General features: G+C 63.7%; 22 protein-coding genes and 1 riboswitch. Of the genes, 6 read left to right on the top strand and 16 right to left on the bottom strand.

All coding sequences use genetic code 11. The features are described 5' to 3' along the window. Positions 1 to 10: 10 nt before the first annotated feature. A complete protein-coding gene (locus SD196_RS05610; protein WP_416311119.1) occupies positions 11 to 1,900 on the top strand; it encodes a methyl-accepting chemotaxis protein in 1,890 nt (629 codons plus the stop codon). Between the two features lie 132 nt (positions 1,901 to 2,032). Here SD196_RS05610 and SD196_RS05605 read toward each other — a convergent pair whose 3' ends face one another. From SD196_RS05605 to SD196_RS05545, 13 genes are all read right to left on the bottom strand, one after another. Next, the gene (locus SD196_RS05605; RefSeq protein ID WP_416311118.1) at positions 2,033 to 3,520 is read right to left on the bottom strand and encodes a helicase HerA-like domain-containing protein; all 1,488 of its coding nucleotides are present in this window, start codon (positions 3,518 to 3,520) and stop codon (positions 2,033 to 2,035) included. A gap of 78 nt (positions 3,521 to 3,598) precedes the next feature. Beyond that, complete coding sequence (gene pncB / locus SD196_RS05600) at positions 3,599 to 4,798, bottom strand: nicotinate phosphoribosyltransferase (protein ID WP_416311117.1); 1,200 nt, start codon at positions 4,796 to 4,798, stop codon at positions 3,599 to 3,601. Positions 4,799 to 4,890: 92 nt separating this feature from the next. Next, positions 4,891 to 5,115 carry a hypothetical protein gene (locus SD196_RS05595; RefSeq protein ID WP_416311116.1) on the bottom strand — a complete coding sequence of 75 codons (225 nt, stop codon included), beginning with the start codon at positions 5,113 to 5,115 and terminating at the stop codon, positions 4,891 to 4,893. After that, positions 5,112 to 5,816 (bottom strand): lipopolysaccharide kinase InaA family protein, encoded by a 705-nt coding sequence (locus SD196_RS05590; protein ID WP_275610419.1) that lies wholly within the window; start codon positions 5,814 to 5,816, stop codon positions 5,112 to 5,114. The genes SD196_RS05595 and SD196_RS05590 overlap by 4 nt, the downstream gene beginning before the upstream one ends. 2 nt (positions 5,817 to 5,818) lie before the next feature. Beyond that, on the bottom strand, positions 5,819 to 6,490 hold the full coding sequence (locus SD196_RS05585) for a class I SAM-dependent methyltransferase (protein ID WP_275610418.1): 672 nt from the start codon (positions 6,488 to 6,490) through the stop codon (positions 5,819 to 5,821). A gap of 82 nt (positions 6,491 to 6,572) precedes the next feature. Further along, complete coding sequence (locus SD196_RS05580; RefSeq protein ID WP_275610417.1) at positions 6,573 to 7,847, bottom strand: sensor histidine kinase; 1,275 nt, start codon at positions 7,845 to 7,847, stop codon at positions 6,573 to 6,575. After that, positions 7,837 to 8,520 carry a response regulator transcription factor gene (locus SD196_RS05575; protein WP_275610416.1) on the bottom strand — a complete coding sequence of 228 codons (684 nt, stop codon included), beginning with the start codon at positions 8,518 to 8,520 and terminating at the stop codon, positions 7,837 to 7,839. Before SD196_RS05575 ends, SD196_RS05580 begins: the two co-directional genes overlap by 11 nt. Positions 8,521 to 8,646: 126 nt before the next feature. Continuing rightward, on the bottom strand, positions 8,647 to 8,967 hold the full coding sequence (locus SD196_RS05570; RefSeq protein WP_275610415.1) for a DUF190 domain-containing protein: 321 nt from the start codon (positions 8,965 to 8,967) through the stop codon (positions 8,647 to 8,649). A 16-nt stretch (positions 8,968 to 8,983) separates the two neighbouring features. Further along, on the bottom strand, positions 8,984 to 9,367 hold the full coding sequence (gene crcB, locus SD196_RS05565) for a fluoride efflux transporter CrcB (protein ID WP_275610414.1): 384 nt from the start codon (positions 9,365 to 9,367) through the stop codon (positions 8,984 to 8,986). Between the two features lie 65 nt (positions 9,368 to 9,432). Beyond that, positions 9,433 to 9,495: riboswitch (Fluoride riboswitch) on the bottom strand. A 73-nt stretch (positions 9,496 to 9,568) separates the two neighbouring features. Continuing rightward, positions 9,569 to 11,209, bottom strand: coding sequence for a chaperonin GroEL (gene groL, locus SD196_RS05560; RefSeq protein WP_275610413.1), 1,641 nt, complete (start codon positions 11,207 to 11,209; stop codon positions 9,569 to 9,571). A 49-nt stretch (positions 11,210 to 11,258) separates the two neighbouring features. Beyond that, the gene (locus tag SD196_RS05555) at positions 11,259 to 11,552 is read right to left on the bottom strand and encodes a co-chaperone GroES (protein ID WP_009617968.1); all 294 of its coding nucleotides are present in this window, start codon (positions 11,550 to 11,552) and stop codon (positions 11,259 to 11,261) included. Positions 11,553 to 11,788: 236 nt separating this feature from the next. Continuing rightward, positions 11,789 to 12,256, bottom strand: coding sequence for an FxsA family protein (locus SD196_RS05550; RefSeq protein ID WP_275610412.1), 468 nt, complete (start codon positions 12,254 to 12,256; stop codon positions 11,789 to 11,791). An 85-nt stretch (positions 12,257 to 12,341) separates the two neighbouring features. Next, positions 12,342 to 13,079, bottom strand: coding sequence for a HugZ family protein (locus SD196_RS05545; protein ID WP_275610411.1), 738 nt, complete (start codon positions 13,077 to 13,079; stop codon positions 12,342 to 12,344). 108 nt (positions 13,080 to 13,187) lie between these two features. Here SD196_RS05545 and SD196_RS05540 point away from each other — a divergent pair, with 108 nt between their 5' ends. After that, entirely contained in the window at positions 13,188 to 13,946 is a 759-nt protein-coding gene (locus tag SD196_RS05540; RefSeq protein WP_275610410.1) for an SDR family oxidoreductase, read from the top strand. Between the two features lie 328 nt (positions 13,947 to 14,274). Here SD196_RS05540 and SD196_RS05535 read toward each other — a convergent pair whose 3' ends face one another. Beyond that, positions 14,275 to 15,276: a DUF481 domain-containing protein gene (locus SD196_RS05535; protein WP_331317986.1), complete on the bottom strand. Its 1,002-nt coding sequence runs from the start codon at positions 15,274 to 15,276 to the stop codon at positions 14,275 to 14,277. 194 nt (positions 15,277 to 15,470) lie between these two features. Here SD196_RS05535 and SD196_RS05530 point away from each other — a divergent pair, with 194 nt between their 5' ends. Then, complete coding sequence (locus tag SD196_RS05530) at positions 15,471 to 15,845, top strand: MGMT family protein (protein WP_207883823.1); 375 nt, start codon at positions 15,471 to 15,473, stop codon at positions 15,843 to 15,845. 41 nt (positions 15,846 to 15,886) lie between these two features. After that, complete coding sequence (locus tag SD196_RS05525; protein ID WP_275610408.1) at positions 15,887 to 17,692, top strand: AmpG family muropeptide MFS transporter; 1,806 nt, start codon at positions 15,887 to 15,889, stop codon at positions 17,690 to 17,692. A gap of 61 nt (positions 17,693 to 17,753) precedes the next feature. On the opposite strand, the gene SD196_RS05520 is transcribed toward SD196_RS05525, so the two are convergent. Together SD196_RS05520 and SD196_RS05515 are read right to left on the bottom strand one after the other, a co-directional pair. Next, positions 17,754 to 18,596, bottom strand: coding sequence for a mechanosensitive ion channel family protein (locus SD196_RS05520; protein WP_275610407.1), 843 nt, complete (start codon positions 18,594 to 18,596; stop codon positions 17,754 to 17,756). A gap of 150 nt (positions 18,597 to 18,746) precedes the next feature. Then, on the bottom strand, positions 18,747 to 19,226 hold the full coding sequence (locus tag SD196_RS05515; RefSeq protein ID WP_207883810.1) for a YajQ family cyclic di-GMP-binding protein: 480 nt from the start codon (positions 19,224 to 19,226) through the stop codon (positions 18,747 to 18,749). Positions 19,227 to 19,386: 160 nt separating this feature from the next. Between SD196_RS05515 and SD196_RS05510 the strand changes: the two genes are divergently transcribed. Together SD196_RS05510 and SD196_RS05505 are read left to right on the top strand one after the other, a co-directional pair. Beyond that, positions 19,387 to 20,352: a response regulator gene (locus SD196_RS05510; protein ID WP_343574668.1), complete on the top strand. Its 966-nt coding sequence runs from the start codon at positions 19,387 to 19,389 to the stop codon at positions 20,350 to 20,352. Positions 20,353 to 20,391: 39 nt separating this feature from the next. After that, the gene (locus SD196_RS05505) at positions 20,392 to 21,303 is read left to right on the top strand and encodes a putative 2-dehydropantoate 2-reductase (protein WP_343574670.1); all 912 of its coding nucleotides are present in this window, start codon (positions 20,392 to 20,394) and stop codon (positions 21,301 to 21,303) included. Positions 21,304 to 21,323: the final 20 nt, after the last annotated feature.

Genomic DNA, 21,323 nt, shown 5'->3' with positions numbered 1-21,323 from the left:
TCGACGCAGCATGATCAAGAGCCTGAAATTCAGCCATAAGATCCTCCTGGCCGCCTCGCTTGTGGTTTTCTCCGCTTTCGCCCTCTTCACCCTCTACAACGATTACCTGCAGCGCAACGCGATCCGCGAGGATCTCGAAGACTACCAGCGGGAAATGGGCACGGTGACCGCGAGCAATATCCAGAACTGGCTGAGCGGCCGATTGCTGCTGATCGAAAACACGGCGCAGACCATCGCCCGCGACAACGCACCGGACAAGCTGGCTGCGCTGCTGGAACAGAACATCCTGCGCAGCACGTTCAACTACACCTACCTGGGCCAGGAAGACGGCACCTTCACCATGCGTCCGAACGATGCCATGCCCGACGGCTACGACCCACGTACCCGTCCCTGGTACAAGGACGCCCAGGCCGCCGGCGGCACCACCCTGACCGAGCCATACATCGACGCAGCTACCCAGCAGTTGGTCATCACCATTGCCACACCGGCCCGCAATGGCGGCAAGACCGTCGGCGTGGTTGGTGGCGACCTGGGCCTGCAGGCCCTGGTACAGATCATCAACTCGCTGAACTTCAGCGGCATGGGCTACGCCTTCCTGGTCAGCGGCGACGGCAAGATCCTCGTGCACCCGGACAAGAACCTGGTGATGAAGACCCTGGCCGAGGTCTACCCACAGAACACCCCGACGATCGGCAGCGGTTTCAGCGAGGCCGAACTCGACGGCCAGACCCGCATCCTCAGCTTCACCCAGGTGAAGGGGTTGCCCTCGGTGAACTGGTACATCGGCCTGTCCATCGACAAGAACGCCGCCTACGCCATGCTGAGCAAGTTCCGCGCCTCGGCCAGCGTCGCCGCGGTCATCGCCATCGTCGCCATCCTGCTCCTGCTGGGCATGCTGATCCGCGTGCTGATGGCCCCGCTGAACGACATGGGCCGTGCCATGCAGGACATCGCCCAGGGCGACGGCGACCTCACCCAGCGCCTGAAAGTCGCCAGCAACGACGAGTTCGGCGTGCTGGCCAATGCCTTCAACCGCTTCGTCGAGCGCATCCACGAATCCATCCGCGAAGTGGCCTCCACCGCGCGTAGTCTGCATGACGTTTCGCAGCTGGTGGTCAACGCCTCCAACTCGTCCATGAGCAACTCCGACGAGCAGGCCAACCGCACCAACAGCGTGGCCGCCGCGATCAACGAGCTGGGTGCCGCCGCCCAGGAGATCGCCCGCAACGCCGCCGACGCCTCGCACCATGCCACCGATGCCTCGCACCAGGCCGGCGACGGCCGCCAGGTGGTCGAGCAGACCATCAGCGCGATGAACCAGCTGTCGGACAAGATCAGCTCCGCCTGCGCCAACATCGAGGCGCTGAACAGCCGCACGGTGAACATCGGCCAGATCCTCGAAGTGATCAAAGGCATCTCCGAGCAGACCAACCTGCTGGCGCTGAACGCCGCCATCGAAGCGGCCCGCGCCGGGGAAGCCGGCCGTGGTTTCGCCGTGGTCGCCGACGAGGTGCGCAACCTGGCCCACCGCGCCCAGGAATCCGCCCAGCAGATCCAGAAGATGATCGAAGAACTGCAGGTCGGCGCCCGCGAAGCCGTGGACACCATGACCGAAAGCCAGCGCTACAGCCTGGAAAGCGTGGAGATCGCCAACCGCGCCGGCGAGCGCCTGGCCAGCGTCACCCACCGCATCGGCGAGATCGATTCGATGAACCAGTCGGTGGCCACCGCCACCGAGGAGCAGACCGCCGTGGTCGACTCGCTGAACATGGACATCACCGAGATCAACACCCTGAACCAGGAAGGCGTGGAAAACCTCCAGGCCACCCTGCGCGCCTGCGCCGACCTGGAGAACCAGGCCGGCCGTCTGCGCCAGTTGGTGGACAGCTTCCGCATCTGATCGGTGTGGAAAAGCAAAAGGCGCCTTCGGGCGCCTTTTTTGTTCGCGAGCAAGCGGAATCCGCTCTCGTAGGCGCGCTGGGGGCGCCTGGCCCTTATCCGCTATGGGCGAACCTGGGCCCGCCCAATGTCCTCAGCGCCGCTTGCTCCCACCCAACAGCGCGCCCATCAATCCACGCACCAGCTGCCGGCCAATCTGGTTGGCCGCCTGCCGGACCACGGTCTTCGCCGTCTGGCTGGCCAGGGTGCCAAGCAGCTCGCCGGCCAGCCCGCCCAGGTCACTACCGAAGCCCTTCTCCTCCGGCTTGGTTTCGGTCGGCGCCATCTTGTCGTCAGCGCGCCCGGTGAGCCTCTCGTACGCGGACTCTCGATCGATCGGTTGATCGTAGCGGCCGGCCAGCGGCGAGCGGCGGATCACCTCCGCACGCTCGGCGTCGGTCAGCGGGCCGATGCGCGATTGCGGCGGCGCCACGGCAACACGCTGAACCATGGCCGGCGTGCCTTTCTCTTCCAGCGTGCCCACCAGCGCTTCGCCAATGCCCAGCTCGGTCAGCACCTTGAGGCTGTCGAACGCCGGATTGGGACGGAACCCATCGGCCACCGCGCGCAGCGATTTCTGCTCCTTGGCGGTGAAGGCACGCAGGCCATGCTGGATGCGCAGGCCAAGCTGGGCCAGCACGTCATCGGGCAGGTCGCTCGGCGACTGGGTGACGAAATACACGCCCACTCCCTTGGAGCGGATCAGCCGCACCACCTGTTCCAGGCGATCCTGCAGCGCCTTGGGCGTGCCGTTGAACAGCAGGTGCGCCTCGTCGAAGAACAGCGCGAGGATCGGCTTGTCGGCATCGCCGCGCTCGGGCAACTGCTCGAACAGCTCAGCCAGCAGCCAGAGCAGGAAGGTGGCGTAGACCTTGGGCGCGTCATGCACCAGCTTGCTGGCGTCCAGCAGGTGAATGCGACCGCGACCGTCGGCCTCGGGGCGCAGCAGGTCTTCCAGTTGCAAGGCCGGCTCGCCGAAGAACGCCTCGGCGCCCTGCTGCTCCAGCAACGCAAGACGGCGCAGCAAGGCCTGGGACGAGGCGGCGGTGAACAGCGCGCGGTCCTCGCCGAGGATTTCCGGGTGTTCCTTGAAGTGGTTGAGCAGCGCCTTGAGGTCCTTCAGGTCGAGCAGCAGCAGCCCCTCGCGATCCGCTACCTTGAATGCAGCGAACAGTGCGGCTTGCTGGCTCTCGGTCAGCTCCAGCAGGTTGGCCAGCAGCAGCGGCCCCATCTCCGACAGCGTGGTGCGCAGCGGATGCCCGGACTTGCCGGCCACATCCCACAGGCTCACCGGATAGGCCCTGGGGGTGTAGTTCAGCCAGGGCATGCTGGCGATGCGCTCGGCCACCTTGCCCTGCGGGTTGCCGGCGGCGGCGATGCCGCACAGATCGCCCTTGATGTCGGCGGCGAAGACCGCGATGCCGGCATCGCTGAAGGACTCGGCCAGGCGCTGCAGGGTGACCGTCTTGCCGGTGCCGGTAGCGCCGGCGATCAGGCCGTGGCGGTTGGCGAGCTTCCAGGCCTGGCCGACCGGCTGGCCGTCGGGACCTGCGCCGATGATGAGTTCGTTCGTGGATGACATCCGTTGTTCCCCTTCAGTGGGCCTGTCGCGATGAATTCAACAGCAAGAGTGGCGCGTCCCGCGGCACTGTGCAATCGACTAGCCCGGCACTTTGAAGACATGCTTGAGGTAGTGCAGGAAGTTCTCATCCCTGCACTGGGTCTTGCCCGGCGTATCGGAAATCTTCGCCACCGGGTGCCCGTTGCAGGCGGTCATCTTCAGCACGATGTTCATCGGCGTGGCACCGGGCACATCGCAGGTGAAGTGGGTGCCGATGCCGAAGCTGACGTCGATACGACCGCGCAGCGCCCGGTAGATTTCCAGGGCGCGCGGCAGGTTCAGACCGTCCGAGAACACCAGGGTCTTGCTGCGCGGATCGATACCCAGGCGCTCGTAATGACGGATAGCCTTTTCCGCCCACGCCAGCGGGTCGCCCGAGTCATGGCGCAGGCCGTCGAAGAGCTTGGCGAAATACAGGTCGAAATCGGCCAGGAAGGCATCCATGGTGATGCAGTCGGTCAAGGCGATGCCCAACTGGCCACGGTATTCGCGAACCCAGCAGTCCAGCGCGGCGGCCTGGCTGTCGATCAACCGCGGGCCGAGCTGCTGGTGCGCCATCAGCCATTCGTGGGCCATGGTGCCCAAGGGCTTCACTCCCAGCTGGCGCGCCAGGTGCACATTGCTGGTACCGACGAAGTGACCGGGGAAACCATCGCGCAGGTCCCGCACCACGGCCTCCTGTACCGGATAGGAGAAGCGCCGGCGGGTGCCGAAGTCGGCCATCTTGAACCCGGCCAGCTCCTCGGCGCTGGCCTCGCCACGCAGCCAGTGGAACTTCTCCTGCAGACGATCACGCACCGCCGTCAGCGAGGCGCCCGGATAACGGTGGCGATTGCGCACCTCGCTGATGGTCGCCAGCAGCGGCACCTCGAAGAGGATCACGTGCAGCCAGGGGCCATTGAGGCGGAGGAAGAACTCGCCATTCTCGACGCCCATCTGCACATAGCAGGGATTGAAGCGGAACAGCCCGAGAAAGCGGATGAAGTCAGGCTTGAAGAACGGGATGCACTCGAGGAAGGCCAGCTCCTGGGGTGCGAACGACAGCTGCGACAGGTACTCGACCTGCTCGCGGACCGGGTCCAGGTAAGCCCGCAGGTCTTCCTCGTTACGGCAGCGAAACTCCCACTCCACTTCGGCGTTGGGATAGTTGTGCAGCACCGCCTGCATCATGCTCAGCTTGTAGAAGTCGGTATCCAGCAGGTTCTGCACGATCCGCCGGGAAAATACGCTGTCGCTCATGCTCGTCTCGTTGCAGGCTTCGAACCGGCAGTCTAAACCCGTCGCCCACAAAAAACCCCGCCGAAGCGGGGTTCTTGTCAGATACACGAAGCTCAGTGCGATTGCGCAACGCCACCCTGCGACATGCCGAACAGGAAGAGCAGCAGGTCCTGGTCCGGAGTGACCGCCTCTTTGTGACGCATGTTGGGCGGAATCGAACAGGAGTCCGCCCTGCTCGAAATGACCGAGGGTGAGGGTTCATGCCAAGCGGCTGCCGCCAGGGTTGCCACCCCGAGCGCGCCGACCAGGAGCAAACTTCGCGTAACTTCTAATTTCATGTCTGCAACCCTTTGATGGCGCTGCCAAACGCCGCTTGGTAACCATAGACAAAGGCCTGCCACTGCGCTTCTGTCCACGACGAACGGCGTTTCACCTGGCGAAGGTCGTGACGTGCAGCGCGCTGGGCGCTGAAACGTCGGCGGGCCTTCTCCATGTCGATCAGCGCCACTTCAATCTTGTCGCCGTCCACCCGCACGAAGACGTGCTTGAGGTACAGGCAGCCATGCTGCCAATGGCCGGCGTTAAGTTTGGCGAGGGTACTACCGTATTGTTGCAGAATGCGTTGATGCAGCGCTTCGCCCCAACGCTCGCGGTCGCCACGGGCGTAGCAGTCTTCCAGGCTGGAGAATCCGTCGAGGGATTCGGTGACCAGTAGCGCCTGCCATTCGCCGTTGACCTTGCGGCAACCGGCGTAGACCAGGGTCGGAACCTTCACACCCAGGGCCTCTGCGGCCTTGAGTGCATCACGCTCACGAATGGCGGTGGGGTAACCGAAGGGATGCAGCAGATCGCGATAGATGTGCCCCATCTGCTGCTTGCGGTACAGCAGGCGCCCGTCAGCAGTGAGGACGCGCTGCACGCCGCTTTCGCCGCCGCGCCGCCGATTCGGTTCCTCTACCCATTTGCCGGGAATCTGCAACCAGCGATCGATAGCGTTTTCACCGGAAATTTGCTGCAGAGATGCCAGATCAGCGGCCATTGTTATTCCTTACGCAGAATGTAGACCCGCCACATATGGATGAGCGGGACGAAATCAATGTGATCCTGAACCTTGAAACCTGCTTGGCGGAACTCCGCCTCGATGGTCTTGGCCGGAATCACGAAACGGTTCTGGTAGGCGTGCTTCTTGCGAGAGCTTTCGGCGCGCTTGCGTTTCCAGGACTTGAAGTTGCCATCCACCCACATCGACAGGATCACCGAGTCACGGGTGACGCGGTGGAACTCGCGCAACATGGTCAACCGGTCGCTCACTTCGCCGATGTGGTGCATCAGGCGCATCGAGAAGATGCTGTCGACGGCGTTGTCGGGCAGATCGATGGCAAACGCCGAAGTCTGCAAAGGTCGAACGCGTTTTACAACCTCTTCCGGCTGTCCGGCACAAGCAACCGCGATCATGTCCGGGGAGTTGTCCGCCCCGATGATCACGCGGTTTTCCTTTTCAGCCAGCATCGGCCAGAAGCGCCCGGCGCCGCACGGCAGGTCAAGCACCAGATTGGGCTGACCGGCGAGCTTGAGTGCCTGGCGGGCAACTTGGACATCCCGCCAGTGGGAAAGTTTCCGCGACAGCCCGGCCTGGTGTTTACGCAGATAGCGCTCGGCATGCTTGCGGTCGTATTTCTGGGAAAACTCCAGATCGACGGGTTTGTCACTCATCGGATGTCTACCTATCCCTATCTCAGATCGAACGATACCGACCAGCCTGTCACAGCCCGGTCACTCACTTGTGAAGTTTTCGTCAAAGAACGGCTAGGCAAACTTCGAAGCGACAGCCGTGTGGTTCAACCGGATGCAGACTGACGTCCCAGCCTTCCGAGGCGCAGATGCGCTTGACCAGCGACAACCCCAGCCCAAGCCCCTCGCCACGCGGGTTCGCGCCCCGCACGAACGGCTGGAACACGCGTTCGCGCTGCTCTTCGGGGATTCCCGCACCGGTGTCTTCGACCCAGAATCCGGTTGCGGAAAGTTGTAAGCGGATGCTGCCTGTTTCGGTGTAATGCATCGCGTTGCGCAATAAATTGCTCATTACCGAGCGCAGGAACGGTGCGTTGAACTGGCCGGGCATGGCTTGCGCACCCACGAATTCCAGTCGCAACCCTTTCGCTTCGATCGGCCCACGCCATTGTCCGACCAGTTCCTCGGCGATCTGCAGAAGTCCCGCCTGGGGGACGATTCCCATATCCTTGCGCTGCGCGCGTGCCAGCAGCAGGAAGGTCTGGACCAAGTCACGCATCTCCTCGCAGGCACTGGTCATCCGCGCCAATTGGCTACGCGCCCTGGCGCTCAATCCGGGTTCCTCGGCCAGCAGTTCGCAGCTGGTGGCGATCACCATCAGCGGGGTGCGCAACTCGTGACTGACGTCACTGGTGAAAAGCTTTTCCCGGGTCAGCACGTCGTGCAGCCGGCCCATGGCGTAATCGAAGGCCGATGCCAGCTCACCTACCTCGTCACGGGCATAGTCCGGCGCCATCGGCGGCGCCAGCTCCAGCAACTGGTCGCGGTGACGTACCTGGCGCGCCAGGCGGGCCACCGGCTCCATGACCTTGCGCGACAGCAGCCAGCCCAACAGGCCGGCCAGCGTCAGGCTGAGCACGTAGCCGGTAACCACGGAGGCGTAGAGAACCTGCTCGCGCGCCTCGAAATCGCTCTGGTCCTGCAGCAGCACGAAGCGCCGCCCCCCTTCATCACGCACCAGCGCATGGAAGGACAACTCGCCGTCGAAGACCTCGTGGAACCCTTCATCCAGGCGGCGCAGCGCCGGTGGCATGGCATACACACCCTGGCCATCGCTGATGAAGAAGCGCATGCCGGGATCGAGCTTGGGGGCCTGGCCGATCGCCAGGTCCGCCTGGAGAATCCGATCGAGCTCGCCACCCAGATCGTGGGAAATCAGTCGCTCCTCGACGACATGGACCACCCCGACGATCCCTACCGAAAAGAGTCCGCCGACCGCGGCGGTCATGAGTACGAAGGCAAAGACAATCCGTCGGGAAAGGCTCTGCTTATACTCCATTCGCTTCCTCCGCCAGGCGGTAGCCGACGCCATGCACGGTGTGCAGCAGCGACGAATCGAAAGGCTTGTCGATCACCTGGCGAAGTTGGTGGACGTGGCTGCGCAGGCTGTCGCTGTCTGGGCAATCATCACCCCAGACCGCCTCTTCCAGTACGTCGCGGCGCACCACGTGGGGACTCTTCTGCATCAGCACCGCCAGCAGCTTCAGGCCGATAGGGTTGAGCTTGAGCGGCTTGCCGTTGCGGTTCACTTCCAGCGTGTCGAGGTTGTAGCTCAGGTCGCCGACCTGCAGCTCGCGGCGTCCACCGCCCTGGCTGCGGCGCAGCACGGCCTCGATGCGGGCCGCCAGCTCCGACAGGGCGAACGGCTTCAACAGGTAATCGTCGGCGCCGGAACGGAAGCCCTGCAGGCGGTCGTCCAGTTGGTCGCGGGCGGTGAGCATGATCACCGGGGTGTCGCGCCGGGCGTCCTCACGCAACCGGCGGCACAGCGTAAAGCCGTCCAGCCCCGGCAGCATGACGTCGAGCACAATCAGGTCGTAATGGGATGTCGCTGCCAGATGCAGCCCGGAAAGCCCATCCTGCGCGCAATCCACCGTATACCCCTTGAGTCCGAGGTAGTCGGCCATGTTCGCCAGAATGTCCCGATTGTCTTCAACCAACAGAATGCGCATGAACTCTCCTCCGAAGTGCACCCTAGCCTATCTTCCTTAAATGGAACTTAAACGGGTTTGACAGAAATTTCACATTCGAATGAGAGCGCGGTAACGGCGCCGAGCCGCCCCGGCGCTGGGCGTGGCTCACTCGTCCTCGCCGACGACCCCGAACTCGATCGGAGTCTTCACGTAGAACAACTTGACCCCGGCCTGGCGGATCACCGCGAAGATCCGTTCTGACTCCTCGGCGGTCACCGCCATGGTGACCTCCTGCGGCTGATCGGCCAGCTCGAAGAAATGCGTGTAGTGAATCCGCCCGGTCTTGCCGAATCCTTCGCTCGCAGTCATCAGGGTCGCGCCGCGCACACCTTGCCGCCGCGCCTCCTCCAGCAGCCACTGGGCCACCGGCAGGCCGGCATGCTTGCGGTCCTGCTGGGTGAAGAACTTCAACTGGAAACCGTTCATCTCTACCTCCCCGTTTTCATCGCCCCATCAGCCAGTGGATCGACAGCAGACCCAGCATGGTCATCAGCAGCGAACCCACCAGGTGCGTGGCGACCGCGCCCAGCGCCCAGACCAGACGGCCCTGCTGCAGCAGCACCACGACCTCGGCCGAAAAGGTCGAAAAGGTGGTCAGCCCGCCACAGAAACCGGTAATGATCAGTAACCGCCATTCTGGCGCGAGGCCGGGGGTATTGGCGAAGAAGGCGATGGCCGCGCCGATGATGTAGCCGCCCACCAGGTTGGCGACCACCGTGCCCGGCGGCAGGGAAGGCAGCAGCGTGTTGAGCTTGAGCCCGAGCATCCAGCGCAGCAGCGCACCGAGGGCGGCGCCAAGGGATACGGCGAGAATGGATTTCCACATGATCCTGTCCTTGGGAGGGATGTTTTGGACAGGCTGCAGGCGAGCGCCTACGCGCCTTTCCAGGTCAATGCGTAGGCATCATCAGCCACGAGGGCGGTTGAAGGAGGAATGCCATCTCCTGCTGCGCAGTCTGGCATAACCCTCACGCATGAAAAAGCCCCGCCTAGGCGGGGCTTCTTCTTACAGCAGATGCCGGGTGGCTTACATCATGCCGCCCATGCCACCCATGCCGCCCATGTCCGGCATGGCCGGAGCAGCCTTGTCGTCCACTACTTCGGCAACCATGGCCTCGGTGGTGATCATCAGACCGCCGATGGAAGCAGCAGCCTGCAGGGCCGAACGGGTGACCTTGGCCGGGTCCAGGATGCCCATCTCGATCATGTCGCCATAGACACCGGTAGCTGCGTTGAAGCCGAAGTTGCCGGAACCCTGCTTGACCTTGTCGACCACCACGCTCGGCTCGTCACCGGCGTTGGCAACGATCTGGCGCAGCGGAGCTTCGACAGCGCGACGCAGCAGAGCGATACCGACGTTCTGCTCTTCGTTGTCGCCCTTCAGGCCTTCGATGGCTTGCAAAGCGCGCACCAGGGCCACGCCACCGCCAGGAACCACGCCCTCTTCCACCGCAGCACGGGTAGCGTGCAGGGCGTCTTCGACGCGGGCCTTCTTCTCTTTCATCTCGACTTCGGTGGCAGCGCCAACCTTGATCACGGCAACACCGCCGGCCAGCTTGGCCAGACGCTCTTGCAGCTTCTCGCGGTCGTAGTCCGAAGAGGTCTCTTCGATCTGCTTGCGGATCTGCAGGACGCGGGCTTCGATGTCAGCCTGGGCGCCAGCGCCGTCGATGATGGTGGTGTTTTCCTTGTTCAGGACTACGCGCTTGGCGTTACCCAGGTGCTCCAGGGTGGCGCCTTCCAGGCTCAGACCGACTTCTTCGGAGATGACGGTACCGCCGGTCAGGATGGCGATGTCCTGCAGCATGGCCTTGCGGCGATCGCCGAAGCCCGGAGCCTTGACAGCAGCGACCTTGACGATGCCGCGCATGTTGTTGACCACCAGGGTGGCCAGGGCTTCGCCTTCGACGTCCTCAGCAACGATCAGCAGCGGGCGACCGGCCTTGGCGACAGCTTCCAGCACCGGCAGCATTTCGCGGATGTTGGAGATCTTCTTGTCGACCAGCAGCAGCAGCGGGCTGTCGAGCTCGGCAGCCATGGTGTCCGGCTTGTTGATGAAGTAGGGGGACAGGTAGCCGCGGTCGAACTGCATGCCTTCTACGACGGACAGTTCGTTTTCCAGGCCCGAGCCTTCTTCAACGGTGATCACGCCTTCCTTGCCGACCTTGTCCATGGCTTCAGCGATGATTTCGCCGATGGATTCGTCGGAGTTGGCGGAGATGGTGCCAACCTGAGCAATGGCCTTGGAGTCGGCGCACGGCTTGGCCAGGTCTTTCAGCTGAGCAACGATGGCCACGGTGGCCTTGTCGATGCCGCGCTTCAGGTCCATCGGGTTCATGCCGGCGGCAACGGCCTTCAGGCCTTCGTTGACGATGGCCTGGGCCAGAACGGTAGCGGTGGTGGTGCCGTCACCGGCAGCGTCGTTGGCCTTGGAGGCAACGTCTTTCACCAGCTGGGCGCCCATGTTCTCGAACTTGTCTTTCAGCTCGATTTCCTTGGCAACGGACACGCCATCCTTGGTGATGGTCGGAGCGCCGAAGGACTTGTCCAGTACCACGTTACGGCCTTTCGGGCCGAGGGTGGCTTTGACAGCGTCGGCCAGGACGTTCACGCCGACCAGCATTTTCTTGCGAGCGGAATCGCCGAACTTAACTTCTTTGGCAGCCATGTTCTCTTTCCTCTAAATCGAATTCAGTGGGTTGGGGGGACGGACTGGATCAGTCTTCCAGGACGGCGAGGATCTCGGACTCGCCCATCACCAGCAGCTCTTCACCGTCGACCTTGATGGCGTTGCTGCCCGAGTACGGGCCGAAGACCACCTTGTCACCCACTTTCACTGCCAGAGCGCGAACTTCGCCGTTGTCCAGCACGCGGCCGGCGCCGACGGCGACTACTTCACCGCGGTTCGGCTTCTCGGCGGCGGAACCCGGCAGCACGATGCCGCCTGCGGTCTTGGTCTCTTCCTCGCTGCGACGGATGACGACGCGGTCATGCAGAGGACGAAGCTTCATAGTCGTAACTCTCCCAAACAGTGATTTCCAACGGCCGGATCGATGCCCGGCAGGTTTTGTTGAATCCGGCGGTGCCGGTTTGCGACCCGGTTGGCGAGTCGCGTAAAGAGCAGCCTGTCCGTGTGACAGGGACCTTGCGGTGACCGGTACATAAGGTCGCTACAAGGCATTTCAAGGGTATGAAGAAAAAATTTTTACTCGGATGGACGCCGCGGGCAGCCAGGGCCGCTCGCCGCTCAACGCAGACGGTCGCGGTCTTCCTCGCGGCGCTGGTATTCCCCTTCGATCACATTGGGGCCACCACGCTGCTGGGCAGCGGGATCGTCGGCGAAGGCGCGCCGGCGCATGGCCTGCTCCTGTATGCGCTGGCGCACACGGCCGAGCATCAGGTGACGGGTGAAGGGGATCAGGCAGAACAGGCCGATGATGTCGCTGATGAAACCCGGCAGCATCAGCAGGCCGCCACCGACGGCGATAACCAGGCCATCGAGCATCTCCTGCTCGGGCAACTCGCCGCGGCTCAGGCGCTCACGGGCGCGCATCGCGGTCGCGAAGCCGGCCACGCGCAGCACCGCGGCGCCGATGAAGGCGCCGGCGATGATCAACAGAAGGGTCCAACCCACGCCGATCACGCTACCGACCTTGATCATCACGGCCAGTTCGATCAGCGGGAACAACAGAATCAGAAAAAGGGGAACTCGCATCAGTGAATCCTTGGCGGGGCAATTGCCCGGGTAAAGGCTAGGTGGCGACGCCCCGCCCTGATTTCAAGGGTCGCTCAGGGCTCGCTCAAGCCTGGATCACTTCATTGCCCGGCCAGACCTCCGCCCGCGCCAGCTGCACCAGCGCCTGGCGGACCTCGCCAGGATCGCCGCACGGCGCGGGGAAGGGCAGCCAGTGCAGGACCTGGCCGATACGCAGGTGGAAACCTTCTGTATCAATTCCCGCCAGCTCCGGCGTTGCCTCGCCCGGCAGTTCGGCCAGTTGGACATAGTGCGCCACGGCATTGGCATGGTCGCTGTTCATGTGCCCGACCATGCTGCGCTCCACTTCACCGACGAAGGGATTGGCCAGCGGCACGCTCTCGGCGCTCAGCCAGTGGATGTCGCCGAAACCGCCGATGTAGCGCCATTGCACCGGCTCCAGCACCCAGAAATCGAAGTCATGGACGATGTGGTAGTCCTGCGAACCGGGGAAGTAACGGTAGTAGCGCTCGGCGGCGTCGGCGATGGCGTCCACGTCCTCGATCTGCCGCGCCTCGGCCAGCAGGGTCAGGCGGCCGGCGGCCTGGATGTCGTCAGCGCTGCGTTCGCCGATCAGCAGCGAACACTTGCCGTCCTGCAGCAGGTTATGGGTGTGCTGGGCGATGCGGCTGATCAGGATCAGCGGCCGGCCCGCCGCGTCCAGGCAGTAAGGCACCACCGAGCCAAAGGGGAATCCCGGCCACTTTTTCGAGTGGGTGGAGAGGACTGCGCGGTATTCCTTGAGCAGCAATTCTCGGGCATTCTTAGCGGCTTTCACGCTCACCTTTATGACTCCTCGCAAAGAATCCGTCGTAAAACGGACGGGCAGGATGACTCTGTTCTCAGCTGCCGGCGAGGCCTCTCACCAGAAACTGTTCGTGGGGTTGTTCAGATGCAATTGAAAGACAAGGTCATCATCATCACCGGGGGCTGTCAGGGCCTGGGGCGTGCCATGGGCGAGTATCTCGCCGCCAAGGGCGCCCGCCTGGCGCTGGTCGACCTCAACGCCGAAAAACTGGACGAAGCCGTGGCTGCCTGCAAGGCCGCCGGCGGTGACGCTCGCGCCTATCTGTGCAACGTCGCCAATGAGGAACAGGTTACCCATATGGTGGCCCAGGTCGCCAGCGACTTCGGCGCCATCAACGGCCTGGTCAACAATGCCGGCATCCTGCGTGACGGCCTGACCATCAAGGTCAAGGACGGCGAGATGAGCAAGATGAGCCTTGCCCAGTGGCAGGCGGTGATCGACGTGAACCTGACCGGCGTGTTCCTCTGCACCCGTGAAGTCGCCGCGAAGATGATCGAACTGAAGAACGAAGGCGCGATCATCAACATCTCCTCCATCTCCCGCGCCGGCAACATGGGCCAGGCCAACTACTCCGCGGCCAAGGCCGGTGTCGCCGCCGACACCGTGGTCTGGGCGAAGGAACTGGCGCGCTACGGCATCCGCGTGGCGGGCGTTGCACCGGGCTTCATCGAGACCGACATGGTCGCCAGCATGAAGCCCGAGGCCCTGGAGAAAATGACCTCCGGCATTCCGCTCAAGCGCCTGGGCAAGCCGATGGAAATCGCCCACTCGGTGGCCTACATCCTCGAGAACGACTACTACACCGGCCGCGTGCTGGAGCTGGATGGCGGTCTGCGTCTGTAATCTCCCCGGCCAATAAAAAGCCCCGCCTAGTGCGGGGCTTTTTATTGGAGCTCTCGTAGGTGCAACTGTCTTCTACCGGGTTAATCCCTGCCTGCGTTTCCCCCTCACCCCAGCCCTCCGAGCCGGCCGACACTATGGTTTCAACCTGCACCGAACAGTCCCCTCTCCCGCTTGCGGGAGAGAATTAGGGTGAGGGGCCTTTGATCTTGTAGGAGCGGATCTTATCCGCGATTCGGCTGCAAGGCCGGCCACAACAGCGGTCCCAACGCCGGGATTTCGCGGAGAAGCTCCGCTCCTACGGAAAGCAGCGCGTGCCGGCGTCGAAGCACTACCAGCCCACACCCAGGCCCAGGGTGTAGCGACGCTCGTTCACATCACCATCGTGACCACTGAGCTTGTCCCATTCCGCCTTGAGGCTCAGGGACGCCCAGGAGGTCAACTTGTAGCGCACACCCGCCTCGCTATCGAGCTCGTAGTCCACGTTGGACTCCAGCGGCTTGCTGACCTCGCCGTTGGTGAACAGCTCGAACTGCTTGGCCAGCAGGAAGCGGTTGTAGTCCCACTTCACGCTACTGGAGTAGAAGTGGTCCTTCTCGTTATCGGTGAATTCGTAATCGTTGCGGTTGATCAGGGTGGCCAGGGAGAAGGCGCCCAGCTCGTTGTCCCAGAACTGGTAACCCGGACCGGTGCCGACGGTGCGCTTCTTCTCCAGGTCCTCGACCCAGTCGCGCTTGTACTGCGCCTGGCCCTGCCAGAACCAGTGTTCATCGAGGAAGCGGTCCAGCGCGTACTCGGCCGAGTAGTTGTTGGTGCTGACCGAGTCATTCTTCTTCTCGCGGTTGTACTCGCCCTGCAGGTTGTGTCGCCAGCGGCCGTGGCGGGCGTTGGTCTTGAAGTCGATGTCATAGTCCTCGACATCGTTCTCGGCCTGCTTGTGGTCGAGGGAGAAGTCGACGTTGCCGGTCCACACCCAGTCTTCGAGAATCGGTTTGGGCGGCATCATCTGCTCGATGCTGGCCACGTCCACGGTGCGCGGCGAACCATTGACCAGGGTGACCTTGCCCGGGTCCGCGGCCTTGAGCCCCTTGGAGTGCTCGCCGTTTTCCTCGTCGTATTTCACCAACAGGTTCTGGTCGGTCTCGAGGGTGGCGATCTGGTCGCCCTTCAGGGTGATGTCGCCGCCGTACTGGGTACTGAGCAGCAATTTGCCGCCGTCGTAGAGCTTGATCGTACCGGTGAGGCGGTCGCCGTTCTTCAGCCAGACGGTGTCGGCTACGGCGGAAAGTGAACAACTGGCAAGTGCAACAAACAGCAGGTTTCTGGACAGCATGAGTCTGGGTCAACGGGCTCTGTGGGCAAAAAAGCCGGGCATTATCCAGACACCCGACGCTTGAGCAAGGACTGACCGGCCCCTATCCGGGGAAGTTCATCCGCACTGACAGATGGGTTTCAGTCCGGCAACGATTTGCCCATCGCCGACATCCCGATATGCTGCCCCGGTATGCCGCGAAACGTGATCACGCCATGCCCAAGCGCAAGACCGACTCCCCCGCTCCCCCTGCCGACCTCGGGCTGGAAAGCCTGCAGGTGCGCCGCGAAGCCATCTTCCTGGTGCTCGCCCAGGTGCCCGAGGGATGCGTCGTCAGCTACGGCGAACTGGCCCGCCTGGCCGGACTTGGGCGCGCGGCCCGCCTGGTCGGACGCATTCTCGGACAACTGCCGGCCGATACCCGCCTGCCCTGGCACCGGGTGATCGCCGCGGGCGGTCGCATCAGCCTTGCGCAAGGTACTCCGTCGGGTAACGAGCAGCGCGCACGATTGCGTGCGGAGGGTGTCAGAATCCATAACGATAGGGTGGACATACGTCGGCACGGCTGGCCTAGCAGCGAGCAGTCCTAGTAGAGTTCGCGTAATTTTCGATCTGCTGGAATACAACCCCCATGAAAGAGCATTCCTGGCGAGAGGCATGGATTGCCTACAAGTCTCCCGCCAGCCTCGCGCTTTTGCTGCTGGGATTCGCCGCCGGCCTGCCGTACATGCTGGTGCTCTCCACTCTCTCGGTGTGGTTGCGTGAGGCGGGTGTCGCTCGGGAAACCATCGGCTTCGCCAGCTGGATCGGGCTGGTCTACGCCTTCAAATGGGTGTGGTCGCCGATGCTCGACCAGTGGCGCCTGCCCGTCATCGGACGACTCGGCCGCCGCCGCTCCTGGCTGGTGTTCTGCCAGGGTCTGATCGCCTTGGGCCTGCTCGGCATGGCCCTGTGCAACCCGCAAGCGCACCTGAACTGGCTGATCTGCCTGGCGATGGTGGTGGCGTTCGGCTCCGCCACCCAGGACATCGCCATCGATGCCTACCGCCTGGAGATCGCCGAGAACACCCGCCAGGCCGCCCTCGCCGCCTGCTACATGACCGGCTACCGCGTCGCCGTGCTGTTCGCCACCGCGGGCGTGCTGTTCCTCGCCGAGTGGGCCGGCTCCAGCGTCCTGCATTACAGCCAGTCGGCCTGGGCGCTCACCTACGCGGTGTGTTCGCTGGCCATCCTCCCCGGCCTGATCACCACCCTGCTGATGCGCGAGCCGCCGGTGAACGTGCAGCCCCAGGCCGGCAGCTCGGCATTCGCCTTCAACCACCAGGTGCTCTCGGTACTGCAGTTGCTGGTACTGCTGATCTCGGTGCCGGCGATGCTCACCGCACTGACCAACCAGGCCTGGCCACGCGCCGCGCTCTACGCCATCTTCATCGGTATCTGCATGACCCCGCACGGGCGGCGGCAGATCCGCCCGGTGCGCGAGCTGCTGTCGAAGGTGCGCCGCCCGCTGCTGCTCGCCGTGCATGGCAAGGGCCTGCCGCAGTTCGACTTCGTCCACCAGGCGGTGTCGGTGATGGTATTGATCATCCTGCTGGTGACCAGCACCGCGTTCTATGGAATGGCCAGTACCGGCAAGTGGTGGCTGGCCTCGCTGTACCTGCTGATCGCCCTGAGCTGCATTTCCGCGCCAGGCCGCCTGCTGATGGCGCCGGTGCTCACGCCGATCACCGAGTTCGTTCGCCGCTACCGCTGGCAGGCGCTGCTGCTGCTCGGCCTGATTTCCACCTACCGGATGTCCGACACCGTCATGGGTACCATGGCCAGCGTGTTCTACATCGACATGGGCTTCACCAAGGACACCATCGCCACCGTCAGCAAGCTGTTCGGCGTGGTCATGACGCTGGTTGGCGCTGCGGCCGGCGGCGTGCTGATCGCCCGCTTCAGCATCCTGCCGATCCTGTTCATCGGCGGCGCGGCCTCGGCGGCCACCAACCTGCTGTTCGCCATGCTGGCGCAGATGGGCGCCATCGACGATCCGCAGCTGATGAGCCAGAACGTGTTCGCACTGCTCAAGGTGCTGGAGCCGCACGTGACCATGCTGGTGGTGACCATCATGCTCGACAACTTCAGCGGCGGCCTGGCCACCTCGGCCTTCGTCGCCTACCTGTCGAGCCTGACCAACCTGAAGTTCTCCGCCACCCAGTACGCCATGCTCAGCTCCACCATGCTGCTGCTGCCGCGTTTCATCGGTGGCTACTCCGGGACCATGGTCGAAGGCATGGGCTACGAGCGGTTCTTCTTCTTCACCGCCCTGCTCGGCGTTCCGACCCTGCTGCTGATCGGCTGGCTCTGGCTGCATAACCGTGGCGACATGACCAACGGCGCGCCGGACGAACCGCCCGAGAGCCAGGCGCAGCCCAGCGCGGAGCGTCACTAACGCGCAATGAAAAAGAAAAAGGCCGGCGAATGCCGGCCTTTTTCATGGAACGCTGAACGTATCAGTCAATGCCGACCATCTCACCCTTCACCACCTTCACCACGCGGTGTGGGAAGGGAATACCGATGCCGTGCTTGCCCAGTGCGTCGCGAGCGGTTTCGTTGAACAGGAACATCACATCCCAGTAATCGGCGTTCTTCACCCATACACGCAGGGACAAGGTGATGGCGCTCTCGCCCAACGTGCTCACCACCGCCACCGGTGCCGGATCGCGCAGCACACGCGGATCGTTGGCCAGTTCCAGGAGTACCGACTGGGCACGCTTGAGGTCTGCCTCGTAATCGATACCGACATCGAACACCACCTTGCGGGTCGGCTCGGCGGAGTAGTTGGTGATGGTGCCGTTGGACAGCGCGCCGTTGGGCACGATCACCCGCTTGTTGTCGCCGGTGCGCAGCACAGTATGGAAGATCAGGATGGTGTCGACGGTCCCCGATACGCCCTGCGCCTCGATCCAGTCGCCCACCTTGAACGGACGGAACAGCAGAATCAGTACCCCACCGGCGAAGTTCGACAGGCTGCCCTGCAGCGCAAGGCCGATGGCCAGGCCGGCGGCGCCGATGGCGGCGACGAAGCTGGTGGTCTGGATGCCGATCATCGAGGCCACGCTGACCAGCAGCAGGATCTTCAGGATGATGTTCACCAGACTGCCGACGAAACCGCGCAGCGTGCGGTCGACGTGACGGGTGGCGAGCAGGCCGCCGACCCGTGAGGTCAGAGTATTGATCAGCCACCAGCCGATCAGCAGCGTGAGCAGTGCCAGGACGATCTGCCCGCTGTAGGCGAGCACTACCGGCAGCCAGGCCTCGGCTGTCTTCATCATCCCGTCGTAATTGATATCCATGGATTCATCCCCTTCTTCAGCTGGCCGGCAAGGCGCCGACCGATTTCCCACTACCGGAAACGAAACCGCCATGGCCTGGGCCATGGCGGCTTGAACCGGTACTGCGCCGTAACCTGAGACGGCACAGTCCGACGTCTGGTTCCCTTCGCGTCAGTCGCGGAAGTTGTTGAACTGCAGCGGCATGCCCAGCGACTCACCACGCAGCAGCGCGATGGCCTCCTGCAGGTCGTCGCGCTTCTTGCCGGTGACACGCACCTGCTCGCCCTGGATGGCGGCCTGGACCTTGAGTTTCTTGTCCTTGATCAGGGCAACGATCTTCTTCGCCAGGTCCTTGTCGATGCCCTCGCGGAAGTTCACTTCCTGCTTGACCACCTTGCCGGACGGGAACGCGTCCTTGATCTCCATGCACTGGCTGTCGATCTTGCGCTTGATAAGGCTGGCGCGAAGGATGTCGAGCATCTGCTCGAGCATGAACTCCGCCTCGGCGGTCAGGGTGACGGACTTGTCCTTGGACTCGAAACTGCATTTGCCCTTCAGGTCGAAACGGCGGTCCAGTTCCTTGGCGGCGTTATCCAGGGCGTTGGTCAGTTCGTGTTTGTCCAGTTCGGACACCACGTCGAACGAAGGCATGACATCTCTCCAGATGGACGGCGCGACCCGGTTCACAGACGTGATCGCACCTGGCTTGACGATAAAAATGCGCGGTCATTATAACTGACAGACAAGACCGCGCCCGACCTCTGACGTCGAGACTCGGCATTTCCCACCCGTTTGCGAGACATTCCTTTCCATGCCAACCAACCATCTCAGCATCCTGGTGGTCGACGATGCCAAGTTCTCCAGCGCCATGATCGGCCGTGCGCTGAGTCAGGCCGGCTACCAGAATGTGCGCTTCGCCAGCAGCGCCAGCGAAGCGCTGCAACTGCTGGAGAAGGAGCCGGTCAGCATCCTCCTCGCCGACTGGCTGATGCCCGAGATGGACGGCCTGGAGCTCACCGCCCGGGTGCGCCAGCTCGACGAGAGCGGCGACCACTACACCTACATCATCCTGCTCACCGGCAAGGAAGGCGACAACGCCCTGGCCGAGGCCTTCGACCGTGGCGTGGATGATTTCGTCAGCAAGTCGGCAATGAACGAACAGCTGGTGCCCCGCGTCCTGGCCGCCGACCGCCTGAGCAACACCCTGCTGCGCCTGCTGATGGAAAAACGCCTGCTCACCGAGAACATCACCAGCCTGGAAGAACGCAACCTGGTGGACAGCGCCACCGGCCTGGGCAACCTGCGCTACCTGCGGCAGAAGCTGGCCGACAGCATCCGCCAGGTGGAATCGCGCGGCGGCGCGGTGTGCTACATGCTGATCGGCATTCCCGAATTGGCCGCCCTGGGTCACCAGCACGGCCCGACCTTCCACAGCGAACTGCTGCATGGCGTCGCCCGGCGCCTGCAACAGCTGGTGCGCCCGCTCGACGTGCTGACGCGCCTGGACGACCAGCACTTCGCCCTGATCACCCTGCTCGAAGACCTGCAGGAGTGCTCGCCGAGCAGCTTCCGCCGCCTGCATGACGGCCTCAACCTCAAGGCGTTCAAGACCAGCGAAGGCTTCATCACCCTCAAGGCCGGCATCGGCCTGGTGGGCCTGGACGCCAAGGCACTGCCGGTGGACGCCGAGCAACTGATGCAGCAGGCCCGCACGCTGCTGCCCGATGCCTACGCCAGCGGACGAATCAACGCCAGTCGCCTGACCGGGCTGCGCTAAACTTCGCAGTAAGCCCTCGACGTTCGCGAAGTCCTTCCCATGACCTGGTACATCCTCGGCGCCGGCAGTCTCGGCTGCCTGTGGGCCGCTCGCCTTTCCCGCGCCGGCCTCCCCGTGCGCCTGCTGCTGCGTGACCGCCAACGCCTCAATGCCTATCGTGCCCTGGGCGGCGTCACCCTGGTGGAAAACGGGCAGGAAAGCCTCTACCCGATCCCAGCGGAAACCGCCGCCCAGGGCGGGCCGATCCAGCGCCTGCTGCTCGCCTGCAAGGCCTACGACGCCGAATCTGCGGCCGCCAGCATCGCGGCCCGGCTGGCCCCGGGCGCCGAACTGATCCTGCTGCAGAACGGCCTGGGCAGCCAGCAGGCGGTCGCCGCCCATCTGCCCCGCGCCCGTTGCCTGTACGCATCCAGCACCGAGGGCGCATTCCGCGAAGCGGATTTCCGCGTGGTGTTCGCAGGCCAGGGGCAGACCTGGCTCGGCGACGAACTCGGCGGCCCCGAGCCGGAGTGGTTGGCGGAGCTGCGTGGCGCGCAGATTCCCGCACAGTGGAGCGGCGATATCCTCGAGCGCCTGTGGCGCAAGCTGGCGCTGAACTGTGCGATCAACCCCCTTACCGTCCTGCACCAGTGCCGCAACGGCGAGCTGGCGGCCCATCCGGCGGAAGTGGCCGGACTCTGCGACGAGCTGGGACAGTTGCTGCACGCCACTGGCTTCGAAGCCGCTGCCCGGGAACTGCAAGGCGACGTCGAGCGCGTGATCACCGCCACCGCAGCGAACTTCTCCTCCATGTACCAGGACGTCACCAACGGCCGGCGCAGTGAAATCGCCTACCTGCTCGGCCATGCCTGCCGCGAGGGCGATCGCCTGCAACTGGCCCTGCCGCAGCTGCGGGCGCTGCACGAAAGGTTGCGCGAGTATCTGCGCGCACGCGGATTGCCCGACACCTGATGGCGGGCTACCCTGCCCGC

Origin of the sequence: Pseudomonas macauensis (genome assembly GCF_047902425.1) — a bacterium.
GTDB lineage: Bacteria > Pseudomonadota > Gammaproteobacteria > Pseudomonadales > Pseudomonadaceae > Pseudomonas.
The sequence above is the reverse complement of the archived record's forward strand: the minus strand, read 5'-3'. Positions and strand labels throughout refer to the sequence as shown.